15 protein-coding genes and 1 riboswitch are annotated in these 13669 nt (G+C 43.4%); of the genes, 1 reads left to right on the forward strand and 14 read right to left on the reverse strand.

Annotated features, from left to right (window positions below):
- Positions 1-91: 91 nt before the first annotated feature.
- The 5 genes from rpoZ to BK049_RS00755 form a co-directional block, all read right to left on the reverse strand.
- On the reverse strand, positions 92-295 hold the full coding sequence (gene rpoZ / locus BK049_RS00735; protein ID WP_008354574.1) for a DNA-directed RNA polymerase subunit omega: 204 nt from the start codon (positions 293-295) through the stop codon (positions 92-94).
- A 3-nt stretch (positions 296-298) separates the two neighbouring features.
- Positions 299-913 carry a guanylate kinase gene (gene gmk, locus BK049_RS00740; RefSeq protein WP_071167641.1) on the reverse strand — a complete coding sequence of 205 codons (615 nt, stop codon included), beginning with the start codon at positions 911-913 and terminating at the stop codon, positions 299-301.
- 9 nt (positions 914-922) lie between these two features.
- Entirely contained in the window at positions 923-1192 is a 270-nt protein-coding gene (remA, locus tag BK049_RS00745) for an extracellular matrix/biofilm regulator RemA (RefSeq protein ID WP_008344898.1), read from the reverse strand.
- A 76-nt stretch (positions 1193-1268) separates the two neighbouring features.
- Entirely contained in the window at positions 1269-2144 is an 876-nt protein-coding gene (locus BK049_RS00750) for a YicC/YloC family endoribonuclease (protein ID WP_008354579.1), read from the reverse strand.
- Positions 2145-2227: 83 nt separating this feature from the next.
- The gene (locus tag BK049_RS00755) at positions 2228-4903 is read right to left on the reverse strand and encodes a calcium-translocating P-type ATPase, SERCA-type (protein WP_071167642.1); all 2676 of its coding nucleotides are present in this window, start codon (positions 4901-4903) and stop codon (positions 2228-2230) included.
- A 165-nt stretch (positions 4904-5068) separates the two neighbouring features.
- Here BK049_RS00755 and BK049_RS00760 point away from each other — a divergent pair, with 165 nt between their 5' ends.
- Positions 5069-6778: an Rqc2 family fibronectin-binding protein gene (locus BK049_RS00760; RefSeq protein ID WP_071167643.1), complete on the forward strand. Its 1710-nt coding sequence runs from the start codon at positions 5069-5071 to the stop codon at positions 6776-6778.
- A gap of 30 nt (positions 6779-6808) precedes the next feature.
- Here the strand turns inward: BK049_RS00760 and BK049_RS00765 are convergent, their stop codons facing one another.
- From BK049_RS00765 to pyrE, 9 genes are all read right to left on the reverse strand, one after another.
- On the reverse strand, positions 6809-7312 hold the full coding sequence (locus tag BK049_RS00765; RefSeq protein ID WP_071167644.1) for a precorrin-2 dehydrogenase/sirohydrochlorin ferrochelatase family protein: 504 nt from the start codon (positions 7310-7312) through the stop codon (positions 6809-6811).
- Positions 7293-8078: a sirohydrochlorin chelatase gene (locus tag BK049_RS00770; protein ID WP_071167645.1), complete on the reverse strand. Its 786-nt coding sequence runs from the start codon at positions 8076-8078 to the stop codon at positions 7293-7295. The genes BK049_RS00765 and BK049_RS00770 overlap by 20 nt, the downstream gene beginning before the upstream one ends.
- Before the next feature lie 75 nt (positions 8079-8153).
- Positions 8154-8909: a uroporphyrinogen-III C-methyltransferase gene (gene cobA, locus BK049_RS00775; RefSeq protein ID WP_008354590.1), complete on the reverse strand. Its 756-nt coding sequence runs from the start codon at positions 8907-8909 to the stop codon at positions 8154-8156.
- Positions 8910-8938: 29 nt separating this feature from the next.
- Entirely contained in the window at positions 8939-9532 is a 594-nt protein-coding gene (cysC, locus tag BK049_RS00780; RefSeq protein ID WP_071167646.1) for an adenylyl-sulfate kinase, read from the reverse strand.
- A gap of 13 nt (positions 9533-9545) precedes the next feature.
- Complete coding sequence (gene sat / locus BK049_RS00785; RefSeq protein WP_071167647.1) at positions 9546-10682, reverse strand: sulfate adenylyltransferase; 1137 nt, start codon at positions 10680-10682, stop codon at positions 9546-9548.
- 57 nt (positions 10683-10739) lie between these two features.
- On the reverse strand, positions 10740-11804 hold the full coding sequence (locus BK049_RS00790) for a sulfate permease (protein WP_008354597.1): 1065 nt from the start codon (positions 11802-11804) through the stop codon (positions 10740-10742).
- A gap of 13 nt (positions 11805-11817) precedes the next feature.
- Positions 11818-12519 carry a phosphoadenylyl-sulfate reductase gene (locus BK049_RS00795; protein WP_008354599.1) on the reverse strand — a complete coding sequence of 234 codons (702 nt, stop codon included), beginning with the start codon at positions 12517-12519 and terminating at the stop codon, positions 11818-11820.
- 45 nt (positions 12520-12564) lie between these two features.
- Complete coding sequence (locus BK049_RS18640) at positions 12565-12711, reverse strand: YezD family protein (RefSeq protein WP_008354601.1); 147 nt, start codon at positions 12709-12711, stop codon at positions 12565-12567.
- 74 nt (positions 12712-12785) lie between these two features.
- Positions 12786-12888, reverse strand: a riboswitch (SAM riboswitch).
- A gap of 137 nt (positions 12889-13025) precedes the next feature.
- Entirely contained in the window at positions 13026-13664 is a 639-nt protein-coding gene (pyrE, locus tag BK049_RS00800; RefSeq protein ID WP_008354603.1) for an orotate phosphoribosyltransferase, read from the reverse strand.
- Positions 13665-13669 lie beyond the last annotated feature (5 nt).

A 13669-nucleotide genomic window follows, 5' to 3' on the forward strand; every position in this document is an offset into this window, starting at 1 on the left:
TCACAAATTCGTCTACAATTCAAAAAAGTCAAAACCAATCATAGTTTTGACTTTTTTGAACGTATCGTATCTGCATTGCAGAAGCGATGTGTTATTCTTGCTCTTCTTTTTCGAATGTCAAAAGACCAGCATCGATTTCTTCAAGTGCTTTCCCTACAAATTTGTAGGACTTTGTATTTTCGATTTGTTGATCTTGATGGATCTGCATTTCACGTGCACGGCGTGCAGCCACTGTGACAAGCGTATATTTTGAGTCAAGTTTGTTCATCAATGAGTCAATTGAAGGATCTAACATGGTTTATTCTACCCCCAGCATTTTTTTATATCTTGGTGCGACTCTGTCTCTGCGCAGATGCTCTGCAAGGACGATCGCTTTAATTCTTTCACAAGCAAGTTCGACATCATCGTTTTCAACAACATAGTCGTAAGCATCCATCATTTCAATCTCTTCTTTTGCAGCAGCCATTCGGTTTCGAATAAGATCCTCAGATTCTGTACCGCGCGTCACAATGCGGTTTTGAAGCTCTGAAAGACTAGGCGGTGCAAGGAAAATAAAGAGACCTTCCGGGAATGCTTCTCTTACTTGAAGTGCACCTTGCACTTCGATTTCAAGGAAAACATCTTTTCCTTCGCTCAATGTTTGTTCAACATAGTCAACAGGCGTGCCGTAGTAATTCCCGACATATTCTGCCCATTCTAGCAGCTTTTTGTTTTCAATCATATCTTCAAATTCTTCCCTGGTTTTAAAGAAATAATCAACACCATTTCTTTCACCTTCACGTGGTTTGCGCGTTGTCACAGAAATAGAGTATTCAAATTTCGTATCTTCCTGGGAGAAAATGGCTTGTCTGACCGTTCCTTTTCCAACTCCCGAAGGTCCAGAGAGAACGATTAAAAGTCCTCTTTCTTTCATAATGGCGTATTACCCCTGCCCTTCATCTATGATTTCTTCTTTTACAGAAAGTCTTTGCGCGACAGTCTCAGGCTGAACGGCAGATAAGATGACATGGTCACTGTCCATAATGACAACAGCACGGGTTCTTCTTCCGTATGTAGCATCTATGAGCATGCCTCGATCTCTTGCGTCTTGTATCATTCGTTTAATCGGTGCTGATTCCGGACTGACAATTGAAATCATCCGATTCGCTGAAATGATGTTTCCAAATCCGATATTGATCAACTTTATGGTCATCTTCTTTCGTCCCCCTGTAATATAAACGTCTCTAGTCTCGCCGAAAGAGACGCACTGTAAACAGCATACACAATGACTATTCTATATTTTGCACTTGTTCTTTTATTTTTTCAATAGTACTTTTCATTTCAACCACCAGCTTTGTTAAATGATGATGGTTTGCTTTAGATCCAATCGTGTTCACTTCACGGTTGAGCTCCTGTACTAGAAAGTCAAGCTTTCGGCCGGCAGCTCCGCCTTGCGTCAAAATTTGCTGGAATTGCTGAAAATGACTTTTTAACCGTGTGATCTCTTCTGTAATGTCACAGCGATCTGCAAAGATGGCCGCCTCTGTGGTCAGTCTGCTTTCTTCAAGAGCCTCGCCGATCCATTCCTTCAATCTTTGATTCAATCGTTCTTTGTACTGACTCACAACCTCTGGCGCGAAGACGTTTATTTCTTCTGTAAAAGCCTCTAGCTCAGACAGCCTGAGTTCACAGTCTTTTTGAAGTGATGTCCCCTCTTGCTCTCTCATAAAGCAAAGCTCCTTGACAGCTTCTTCACAAGTGTCTATCAGCAATTGCTCGAGCTGCTCATTTCGGCTGACCGACTCTTCTACTTGAACAGCATGCTCCAGCTTAAGTAAGTCATGTGCATGCTCAATGCCTGAAATGTGATAGCGGTCCTCAAGGTCTTTTGCGGCTTTCATATATTCATCCACGAGCGGCCAGTCGATCTGCAAAGACCGGCTTGCTAGTTTACCGCCTTCAATCGTGACAAACAGCTCAATTCTACCGCGCTGCACGTGACGAAGAATGATTTTTTTCAATGTATCTTCGAAATATAATAGCGGCCTCGGCAAACGGGCATGAACCTCTTTAAAACGGTGATTGACCGATTTTAGCTCGACTGACACTGTCAGTTCTCCATCCGTTTTACTCGCTTGGCCGAATCCCGTCATACTGCGTATCATGTTAAAACACCCAATTCTTTCATATTAATAAAATGAAAAAGGTAATAGCAGACACTATTACCTCAAAATTATACCATAACGAATTATTTTTTTCTTGTCAAAAGTGATCCTGCCAGTAAAAAAGTTGGCAGTGCGGACATGCCGATGATCAGCAGCCAATCAATTGGTGCAATCGCCACCGTTTTGAAAATTGGCTGAAGCGGCGGGTAATAAATGACGACAAGCATCAGCAGCAGTGAGGACAAAACAGCACCGATCAAGTATACATTCCCAAATGGGTTACGTTCGAAAATTGATCGTTCACTGCGGCAGTCAAACACATGAATAAGTTGCGCCAAAACGAGTGTGCTGAAAGCAACCGTTTGCGCATATTGAAGATTGTTCAGATCGCGGTGATACACAAACATAAAGGCTAACAAGGTGGCAAGCCCGATAAGAAATCCTCTTGATATGACCTTCCAGCCAAGCCCTCTTGCAAAAATGCCCTCTTTCATGTTCCGCGGCTTTCTCTTCATCACATCGCCTTCAGGCTTATCCATTCCAAGAGCCATAGCCGGGAGACCGTCTGTTACAAGGTTTACCCATAATATTTGAATGGGAACAAGAGGCAGTGGAAGCGCTAAGAGCATTGCAAACAGCATGACCAAAATTTCTCCAACATTTGATGCCAGCAAATAGCGGACAAATTTGCGAATGTTTTCATAAATATTCCGGCCCTCTTTAATGGCGGATTTGATGGTCGCAAAGTTGTCATCAAGTAAAATAAGAGAAGAAGCTTCTTTGGCTACATCTGTCCCGGTAATCCCCATTGATATGCCGATATCTGCTTGTTTAATTGCTGGCGCATCATTGACCCCATCACCTGTCATCGCCACAATATGACCATTTTTTTGATAAGCCTTTACAATTCTTAGCTTATGCTCTGGAGATACCCGTGCAAACACATACACATTTTCAGCCGTTTGCTCAAGCTCTTTGTCGCTAAGCTGGTCCAATGCTTTCCCATCAAGTACCTTTCCTTGCTTTGGTAAAAGGCTTAAATCCTTAGCGATCGCTTTAGCTGTTTCTACGTGATCGCCTGTAATCATCACCGTTTTAATGCCAGCATCTCGGCACTCTTTAATTGCTCGTCTGACTTCAGGACGAGGTGGATCAATCATGCCCTCTAGGCCGATAAATGTCAGACCGGTTTCTGCCTGCTGAACAGATGTGATTTTTTCTGTGAGACTTACTTTTTTATATGCAATCGCAATGGTTCTAAGCGCTTGTCTTGCTAACCCTTTAATCGCAGCTTCCGTTTCTTGTCGATGGGCCTTTGAAAATGAGGCGGTGCGTCCGCCGTGCATCATATGACTTGAACGGTTCATCAGCACATCTGGTGCACCCTTGGCAATCACATACCGCTCTTTCTGATTCGTTTCTACAACGACTGACATCATTTTTCTTTCAGAGTCAAAAGGAAACTCCTCCACTACATGAAATCCCGCTTCTATGAATTGCTCCGTAAAACCCGCTTTACGCGCTGCGGTGAGAAGAGCTCCTTCTGTTGGATCGCCGTCAAGCCTCATCTCTCCATCTTTTTCAACGATAGTCGATGTATTACAAAGTGCTCCGTATAATAACACCTTTTGCAGGGCCGGATGTTTATCCACATGGACAAGCTCTCCGTTTAAGGTGAAATCACCTGACGGCTCGTACCCTGTGCCAGAAATATGCCATGTTTTCCCCTCTGTCCACACATGTGTCACGGTCATTTTATTTTGTGTCATTGTTCCTGTCTTGTCAGAGCAAATAATGGAGGCGCAGCCGAGTGTTTCCACAGCCGGGAGCTTTCTGACAATTGATTTCTGTTTCATCATCCGCTGCACGCCGAGGGAAAGTGCGACGGTTACAATCGCCGGCAGTCCTTCTGGAATCGCAGCAACAGCGAGAGATACACCCGCTAGGAACATATGATACAAATCATGACCTTGCACCACACCAAGCACAACAACAAGCACAGTTAAAAATAAAGCAGCAACAATCAGAATTTTCCCAAGCTGTTCAAGACGTCTTTGCAGCGGTGTTTCCATATTGCCTGCTGAATCCAGCATACCAGCAATTTGTCCCATAGCCGTATTCATTCCTGTACCGATGACAACACCTACACCGCTTCCTCTCGTGACAAGCGTCCCCATAAAGGCCATGTTCGTCAAATCTCCAAGCGAGACATGATCTCGTGAAAGTGGACTCGCATGTTTGACCGCTGGGATGGACTCTCCTGTGAGGGCAGATTCTTCGATCTCTAAACTCTTTGTTTCGAGCAATCTGATATCTGCCCCAATTCGGTCCCCGCTTGAAAACTTCAAAATATCTCCTGGTACGAGGTGTTTTGACGGAATCTTGACCCACTCATTGTTTCTCCTTGCATACACATGCGGAGTTGATAATTCCTTTAGCGCTTGAAGGGATTTTTCCGCCCGCCGTTCCTGATAAAAGCCGAGCACACCGTTAATAAAGACAATCGCCACAATCGCGCATGCATCAACGTATTCACCTAAAAAGGCAGAAATGATCGTTGCCGCAAGTAAGATTAACACCATAAAGTCTTTAAATTGCGCTAAAAAGAGGACGAAAGCCGACGCCTTTTTCCCTTCCTGCAATTCATTTGGTCCGTGCTTTTCAAGCCGCTTTTGCACATCTTTTTCTGACAGTCCGTCACCTATCGATGTATTCATTGTTTTTAATAAATCGGTTTGGTTCAGTTCATGCCAATTCATTTGACCTCGTCCACTCCTCTTTTGTTCTCTCTCATATGCCGTGTTCTATAAGCCAGTTTATTCAGACTCGTCCTAAATCATGCTATAATAATAAGACTGCCTAAAGAACGAGAATACGTAAGGTTCTTTCAGTAGATTTGTGTGAAAGAAGAGGGTGTATCCAACATGTCATTTGACGGCATTTTTACATACGGTATGACAAATGAATTGCAAGAAACATTAACTGGCGGAAGAATTTCGAAAATACATCAGCCATATAAACACGAGCTGATTTTTCATATCCGGGCAAACGGGAAGAATCATAAGCTTCTTTTATCCGCTCATCCGAGCTATGCAAGAGTGCAGCTCACAGAGCATCATGATGATAATCCAAGCGAACCTCCAATGTTTTGTATGCTCCTCAGGAAGCATCTTGAAGGAGGATTCATTGAACGGTTTGAACAAATTGGATTAGATCGCGTCATCGTGCTGCACGTGCGAAGCCGAAATGAAATTGGCGATGAACAGACCCGTAAGCTTTATATTGAAATTATGGGCCGGCACAGCAACTTGATTCTCGTGGAAGACGGAACGGAGCAGATCATTGACGGACTGAAACACCTTTCTCCATCTGTGAACAGCTATCGAACGGTACTGCCAGGACATGAATATCTTCTGCCCCCTGCTCAGCAAAAGCTGAATCCTTTTGACGTGACAAAGGAAGATATTTTAAAGCATTTACGTTTTCAAGAAGGGAAAATCGCCAATCAAATTGTCGATACGTTCTCTGGGGTTTCTCCCCTGTTTGCAAAGGAAGCTGTCCATAGAGCCGGTCTTGCCAATCAGGAAACGATTCCAAGTACATTGCTCGAGATGTTTCAGCTCATTCAGTCGCATTCCTTTACCCCGCAGCTGACAAGAAAAGATGGGAAAGAGTATTTTTATTTATTAGAACTTCAGCATGTCAATGGTGACATGAAGACGTTTGATTCTCTCAGCCAGCTGCTTGACCGTTTTTATTTCGGAAAAGCTGAAAGAGACAGAGTCAAACAGCAGGCATCTGACCTTGAACGGTTTGTTGTGAATGAAAAGAAGAAAAATGAAAACAAGCTAAAAAAACTAAAAAGAACCCTAGAAGAATCTCAAAACGCGCATAAGTACCAGCTCTATGGCGAATTGCTTACGGCCAATTTATATGCGATAAAAAAAGGGGATAAAGAAGCGACAGTCATCAATTATTACGATGAAGAAGGCGCAGAGATGACGATTCCGCTCAAAACAAATAAGACCCCTTCTGAAAATGCACAGGCGTATTTTACAAAATATCAAAAGGCAAAAAATGCCGTAGAGGCTGTAAAAGAACAAATTGAGCGGACATATGAAGAAATTGCTTATTTTGAAGAGCTGATCCAGCAGCTGACCTCTGCCTCACCAAAAGATTTAGAGGAAATAAGAGAAGAGCTTGTTGAAGGAAAATATTTGCGTGCCAAACAAAAGCGTCATGCCAAAAAGAAAAAACCGTCAGCCATTCAGCTGGAAACGTATGAATCTTCTCAAGGCATTTCAATTTTAGTTGGAAAAAACAACAAACAAAACGAGTATTTGACCACAAAGGCGGCAGCTCGTGATGACATTTGGCTGCACACAAAGGATATCCCTGGATCACATGTCGTCATCCGCCACCAAGCGCCTGATGAACAAACCTTGCTAGAAGCGGCACAAATTGCTGCCTACTTCTCTAAAGCAAAAGAATCAAGCTCCGTCCCTGTCGACTATACGAAAATTCGGCATGTGAAAAAACCAAACGGAGCAAAACCAGGCTTTGTCACGTATGATCATCAGCAAACCTTATTTGTCACACCTGATGAAGATGTTGTCTTAAAGCTGCGAAAATAAAAATAGCCGATAAAATCTTTGGATGAGATTTTATCGGCTATTTCTTTGTTGTTTTTTTCTTTCTATATAGAGGGCATCAAGTGCGTCTATGTCTTCTTGTTCGAGCAAAGTCTCAATCGCCGCAGCCAGCTCCTTTGTTCGAGACGGGCTTGCACCGCTCGTAGATACTGAAATCGTCACTTTTCCCGCCCTCACAACCTTCGGCACGATCACATTGCCAAACTCTGACTGGCTCACGCAGTTGACAAGCTGATGAGGCGTTGCTGTTTGCGTTATCCATTCGTTCACTAAAGGATCGTTTGTGGCAGCGACAATGAGAAATGCATCCTTTAGATCTTCCGCGCCCACTTTCTTTTTCTCCCAATTCAGCCCATTTGTTTCAATGAGTTTGGCCATTTCATCACAAATGTCAGGACTCACAATGGTTATGCGGCAAGGCTCCATGCATAACGCACTCGCCCTTCTTGCCGCTACCAGCCCGCCGCCGGCGATAACCACTTGTTTATTGGTTAGATCAAGATGAATGGGAAGCATGGCTTTCTCCTTGAAAACGAAACGCACCCTCTTTGTTTAAGATGGTTTCTTGCACACGTTCAATATAAGCTGATTTCACATGCGGATGAAATCCAATATACCGGCAGACACGAACATCACGAAGCCGCTCTCTCGCCTGATCTGCTTCACTTTCAATCTCTTTCATTAAAATTCCAGTGAATAATAGATAAGGAACGATATAAACTGGCGTATTGTCATCTTCTGATAACTGCGCTAAGACGTCACGATAATTTGGTCCACATGCCGTAATAAAACATGGGAGAACCTCTGCACGGGGCAGCAGCGTCCGGACATCGTCCGCAATGCCAAATACATCTCGTTTTACATCTGGGTCCGAGCTTCCGCGGCCAATCAAAACGATTCGAGCTTTCTCGCCTTCATACCCTGCTTCTTCAATCCTTGCAACAACGGCTTTTGTTACTTCTTTGTTTACCCCAATAGGTCTTCCGTATGTCACCTTCACTTGCGGGAAACGTTTTTGCACTTTCTCAATCTCTTCTGGGATATCTGATTTGGCATGCATGGCGGTTAAAAGGAGAAGCGGGACAATTGCAATGTGAGTTGCTCCTTTTTGCACACAGCTCTCAAATCCTTCTTCTATAGACGGGTCTGTTAACTCTAAAAAACATATTTCTTGAATATCTGCTTTCACTAATGGCATGCAGCTTTTCATAAAAGAGATGGCTTTATCTTGTGCTTCTTTGACTCTGCTTCCATGTCCCACATAAAGTACAGCTTGTTTCATTTAGCTCCTCCTTCTCATCCTGCTTTCATCAGACGAAAAGACACGATGCATCAGCGTGTCTTTTCCCTGTTTCATTTATTTCTCGATCAGTGCGGGTTCAAACCAGTTTAGCTTTTGATGAAAATGAACGACATCTCCTACCACGATTAAACTTGGATGCTCGATTCCTTCTTTTTCAACCGTTTCAGACAGGGTCGCCACTGTGCAGCAAGTCGTCTTTTGCCTTGTCGTTGTTCCCCAGTGAATGAACGCAGCTGGTGTTTCAGGATCTCGTCCATTTTTTAGTAGAAGCCGCTGCACTTTTGCCACGTTTTTGACGCCCATGTATATCACAAGGGTATCAATCCCCGTTGCCAGTGCTTCCCACTTTTCTTCAAAGTGTTCATCCTTTTGATAATGACCTGTCACAAAGGCTACATTTGAGCTGAATTCTCGGTGCGTCACAGGAATGCCTGCATAAGCTGCTGCTGCAATACCAGAGGTAATCCCTGGGACGACTTCATACAGAATACCATGCTCAGCTAAACACTCGATTTCTTCACCGCCGCGGCCAAATACAAAGGGATCGCCGCCTTTCAGACGAACGACAACGTTCCCTTCCTTTGCATGAGCAACAAGCGCTTCATTGATGGCTTCCTGCCTCATCGTATGATGATTTGGCAGCTTGCCGCAATAGATCAATTCCGCCTCCGGTTTGGCATGGGCAAGAATCTCTTGATTGACAAGACGATCATATAAAATGACATCTGCCTGCTGTATTGCCTTATGGGCCTTTAATGTAATTAAATCTGGGTCACCCGGTCCGGCACCTACAATGTATACTTTCCCCATCGTGCTTTTCTCCCCCTGCCATCAGGCGATTATTTCGTCGTTCTCTTTACATAATCAACCAGTCGCTGTTTGGACTCCTCGCGTGACAATTCACCTGTATCTAGGACAAGCTCAGGTGCAGCCGGCTCTTCGTACGGTGAATCAATTCCAGTGAAAAATGGAATTTCACCGTTTCTTGCTTTTTTATATAACCCCTTTGGATCACGCTCTTCACACACGTTTAGATCACATTTCACAAACACTTCGTGGAATTCTCCATCTTCGACTAACTGTCTAACAATTTGGCGATCTTCTTGAAAGGGTGAAATAAAAGCAGTGATCACAATCGTCCCTTGCTCAACAAATAATTTCGCCACTTCACCGATGCGCCGAATGTTCTCTTTTCTGTCGTCATCGGAAAAGCCTAAATCTTTATTGAGTCCATGTCGTACATTATCACCATCAAGAACGGTGACTTGGTAGCCTTGTTCAAACAACTCTCTAGCCGCTGCATTAGCGATCGTCGATTTGCCTGAACCACTTAGGCCGGTGAGCCAGATAATGCCGCTTTTATGATTGTTTTTCTGTTGATATTCTTTTTTTGTAATAGATGAATCATGCCATACAATATGTTCGTTACTCATGTCATACCCTCCTTTAAGATACCGTCGTTTTTAATCCTTCGATTAATGTTTCAATGACTTCTTTTCGGCTGAACGTGCTCGGTGGTAATTCACCGTTTCTCAGCATTGTTCGAACCTTTGTACCTGAAAGGATGACATGCTCGCTTTTATCGTGCGGGCACGTTTTTGGTGTGGCCATTGCTTCACATGTATTGCAGTAGAAGCTGTGTTCAAATTTTAATGGTGTAATACCAATCTCTTCGCTTGTGAATTGCTCAAATAGTTCCTGCGCCTCATATGTGCCGTAATAATCACCAACACCCGCATGATCTCTGCCGACAATAAAATGTGTGCAGCCATAATTTTTACGCACAAGCGCATGAAAAATCGCTTCCTTTGGTCCAGCATAACGCATTGCAGCAGGGAAAACACCTAAAAAGACGCGGTCTTTTGGATAATAACCGTTGAGTAACACTTGATAGCTTTTCATTCTTACATCTGCTGGGATATCATCCGATTTTGTTTCACCAACAAGCGGATTTAAAAATAAACCATCCACTGTTTCCAGTGCTGTCTTTTGAATATATTCATGGGCGCGATGGACCGGGTTTCTCGTTTGGAAGCCAACAATGGTTTTCCAGCCGTTTTCTTTAAAATGTCTTCTTGTTTCTTCTGGCTCATACGTAAATTGCGGGAATGGTTTTTCACTGCGTTTCGTCAGTGTAATTTTACCACCAATATACGTGTCACCGCGTTCAAATAATTTTTTCACACCCGGGTGATGAAGGTCATCTGTTTTATACACATTCACTGCTTCTTTTTCCTTATCCGGTGTGTATTTGTCTTCCACTTCAATGACCCCGTATACCGTTCCATTGTACGATAGACGTACAATATCACCTTGACGAATCTCCGCTGCCTTTTCCTTAGTGACTGGCAGCGTAATCGGAAGAGACCAAACGACACCACTTGCTAGCCGCATACTGCTGACAACCGCTTCATAATCAGTTCTTGTTAAAAACCCTTCAATTGGACTATACCCGCCAATTGCAATGAGTTCAAGGTCTGCAAAAGAGATAGCATCCAGTTCAATTTCCTTCGCAGCTGTGCTTAGATCAAATTCTTCATTTACTCGATTAATTAATACGCCACCATGTGGTGTTAAACTCATTTGTTCATCTTCCTCTCAATGTTCATATTTAGTAGATCATAATAGTCGGATTTGTGTTTAAATCCCGCCGCCCTGTTCATGAATCGAGCTGCTCTCATTTTTGACTGCTTTCATTAGACTCAGTGCACCAAGTGAGGCAAGCAGTACACTCATCATGATAAAGATAGAGTAATAGTCTCCTTTTAAGAAAAGGCTCACGAGCAAATACGAGAGACTGAGTGATAAGAAAGGTGACACAACCCAGACTTTCAGCATTTTTTTCACGACATGTTTATGAAAAATGTTCGGTCCGCCCTTTGCCATACCAAGCCCGATAATAGACGAGGAGGTGATTTGGGTAAGTGGAACGGGTAGCCCAAAAATAGAGCTGACGATCACAAGTCCTGCGCCGGTACTCGATAATAGAATTCCTTCTCCCGTTTGATAGCGGGTAATTTTCTTGCCGTTTGTTTCAAGGACCCTTCTGCCTAGCAAAAGCGCACCAAATGCAACAAAGATTCCTCCGTAAAGGGTTCCTTGCCCAACTGTCAAAACACCTGAGGCGACAAGGGGACCGACGGCATTAGCGACATTGTTCATCCCTGCTGAAAACGCCTCTAGAAATCCGCTGATAATGAGAAGCACAGATAAAATCAATGTTCCCTTTTTTGATAATGTCCGTTTAGGGAACAATCTGATGATTTTGACAACGACAAAGGTAAAAACAAAGGCGACAAGCGGGATGATAATCCAAAAGGCGACAATCACTAAAATAGATTTCACATACAGCACTTTATACGCGACGGCCACACCGACCACAGCACCTACTGTGACTTCACTTGTTGATAATGGAATGGCCATGAGATTCGCGATGAAAAGTGATAATGCGGCAGAGCCAATAATGATACACACAATTTCAAGTGTGATGACAGATTCCGGCATAATCCCAGAGCTGATCGTTTTGACGACCTCTCCGCCGCCAATCACTGAGCCTGCTAATATCCCTACTGCACAAACGCTGAGTGCATAAATTGGCTTTTTAATGGCACCTGATCCATATGCGATACCCATCGAAGCGGCTGCTCCGCTTGCGCCAATGTTTAAAGCAAAGAATAAACTAAATAAAATTGCGGCGATTTCCATACATTATGCTCCCTTACTCATGTAATCCGCACTCGGTCTTTGCTGTCCCTGACCATCTACCAGAACGCAGGTCATCTGCTGTAAATGCTGGCTGTGTACACGGAGCACATCCGATGCTCGGATATCCCTGGTCGTGCAGCGGATTATAAGTAAGTTCTTCTCTAGACGTATATCTCCAAATGTCCTTCCACGTCCAGTGGATGAGCGGACATACTTTTACTGATTTAAATTTCTCATCTTTATTTAAGAAGTTCGTCCCTGCTCGTTTTGGTGATTGCTCTCTTCTTAAGCCAGAAAGCCATGCCGGATAGCCAGATAGTGCCTCTTGCAAAGGAATGACCTTCCGCATATGGCAGCAGCTTTGAGGATTCGTTTCCCATAATTTATCACCATGCTGCTCGTTTTGCTGTTCCACTGTCAGCTCAGGGGTTTTCAGCACGATGTCTAAACCAGGATATCTTTCCTTGACTGCATCAATGGTGTCGTATGTTTCTTTGAAATGCAGACCTGTATCTAAAAAGACAATTCTCGCATCCTTTTTTACTTTTGCAATCAGATCAATTAGGACAATACCCTCAATGCCAAAACTACATGCATAAACGAGCTGATCACCATAGTGGCCGTACGCCCATTTCAGCACAGATAGGGCTCCTTTATACAAATCGTCCTCTTGAAATGTAATGGACGGCTCTTGCCAATTTTCATAAGTTAACATTATTTCTCCCCTTTCGGAGTACTGCTCCTATTACTGTTCTCCGCATTACTTCAATCTGATTTTTTCATTTTTTTCCACTTGAATCACTTGACCGTCCTGAACAATCAACGTAATCGAACCAAATTTCATATCCCCAATCAGTTCTTTCATGTGCTTCACTAAGTCCTCATCCTGATTTTGTTTCAATTCCATCTCCTCTTCCTCCTCACCGTTAAAATAAAAAAACTTTCTTTCAGTCCGAAAGAAAGATGAGGAAGTTCGCGATTTCCTTATCTTTCAAAATAGAATCATTTTGCAGGAAGTAGCACCTTGCGAATCGCAGGTTGCTGGGCTTCATCGGGCCAGTCCCTCCACCTCTCTGGATAAGAATTTTAATTTGTATTAAATATTAACACAATTCAAACAAAAGTCAACCCGACTTTATTGATAGGATTAGTTTTTATTTAAATTTGAGTCTATTTTACTATTTTTAACCAAAAGAAAAGCTGTGCTTTGCTGCACAGCTTTTAGACCGTTTCTTCCATCCAAGATTCAGACGAAGGATCTTCTCTCCATCGTTTTAGTTTATTCATAGAAGAAGGATCAATCGCTTTTAGCTCAAGTGCCGCTTCAGTCAGTGTGTCATAGTCTGTGAGTGTGACATATGGAATGTTTTTCTCTTGAAAAGCTGCTGCTGCTTTTGGCAGGCCGTATGTGAAGATAGCCACAACCCCAAGTACGTCACAGCCTTCTTCTTCTAGAGCGGCAACCACGTCAAGAACGCTGCCCCCGGTTGAGATGAGGTCTTCTACAACGACCACCTTTTGACCAGGCGATACGGCTCCTTCAATTTGATTTCCTTTTCCGTGCGCTTTTGGCTTACTTCTCACATAACACATCGGCACATTCAAACGGTCTGCCGCTAATGCCGCATGCGGAATACCTGCTGTTGCAGTACCTGCGATGACTTCAGCACCCTCGAAATGAGAGAGAATCAAATCTTTTAAACCTTCCGCAATGTCATTTCTGACTTCTGGATACGACAAGGTCAGACGGTTGTCGCAGTAAATTGGCGATTTGATGCCGCTCGCCCATGTAAATGGTTCGTCTGGTTTTAAAGAGACAGCTTTGATTTGTAATAGATGTTTAGCGATTTTCATTTTCATACGGC

The organism is Bacillus xiamenensis (genome assembly GCF_001857925.1).
GTDB lineage: Bacteria > Bacillota > Bacilli > Bacillales > Bacillaceae > Bacillus > Bacillus xiamenensis.

Excerpts from the sequence above, each read along its gene's own strand:
- rpoZ (WP_008354574.1), bottom strand. The coding sequence starts at position 295 with ATGTTAGATCCTTCAATTGACTCATTGATGAACAAACTTGACTCAAAA.
- BK049_RS00765 (WP_071167644.1), bottom strand. The coding sequence starts at position 7,312 with ATGCTTCCCATTCATCTTGATCTAACCAATAAACAAGTGGTTATCGCC.
- BK049_RS00760 (WP_071167643.1), top strand. The coding sequence starts at position 5,069 with ATGTCATTTGACGGCATTTTTACATACGGTATGACAAATGAATTGCAA.
- cysC (WP_071167646.1), bottom strand. The coding sequence starts at position 9,532 with ATGAGTAACGAACATATTGTATGGCATGATTCATCTATTACAAAAAAA.
- BK049_RS00790 (WP_008354597.1), bottom strand. The coding sequence starts at position 11,804 with ATGGAAATCGCCGCAATTTTATTTAGTTTATTCTTTGCTTTAAACATT.
- BK049_RS00770 (WP_071167645.1), bottom strand. The coding sequence starts at position 8,078 with ATGAAACAAGCTGTACTTTATGTGGGACATGGAAGCAGAGTCAAAGAA.
- remA (WP_008344898.1), bottom strand. The coding sequence starts at position 1,192 with ATGACCATAAAGTTGATCAATATCGGATTTGGAAACATCATTTCAGCG.
- BK049_RS00795 (WP_008354599.1), bottom strand. The coding sequence starts at position 12,519 with ATGTTAACTTATGAAAATTGGCAAGAGCCGTCCATTACATTTCAAGAG.
- pyrE (WP_008354603.1), bottom strand. The coding sequence starts at position 13,664 with ATGAAAATGAAAATCGCTAAACATCTATTACAAATCAAAGCTGTCTCT.
- gmk (WP_071167641.1), bottom strand. The coding sequence starts at position 913 with ATGAAAGAAAGAGGACTTTTAATCGTTCTCTCTGGACCTTCGGGAGTT.
- cobA (WP_008354590.1), bottom strand. The coding sequence starts at position 8,909 with ATGGGGAAAGTATACATTGTAGGTGCCGGACCGGGTGACCCAGATTTA.
- sat (WP_071167647.1), bottom strand. The coding sequence starts at position 10,682 with ATGAGTTTAACACCACATGGTGGCGTATTAATTAATCGAGTAAATGAA.
- BK049_RS00750 (WP_008354579.1), bottom strand. The coding sequence starts at position 2,144 with ATGATACGCAGTATGACGGGATTCGGCCAAGCGAGTAAAACGGATGGA.
- BK049_RS00755 (WP_071167642.1), bottom strand. The coding sequence starts at position 4,903 with ATGAATTGGCATGAACTGAACCAAACCGATTTATTAAAAACAATGAAT.
- BK049_RS18640 (WP_008354601.1), bottom strand. The coding sequence starts at position 12,711 with ATGGAATTGAAACAAAATCAGGATGAGGACTTAGTGAAGCACATGAAA.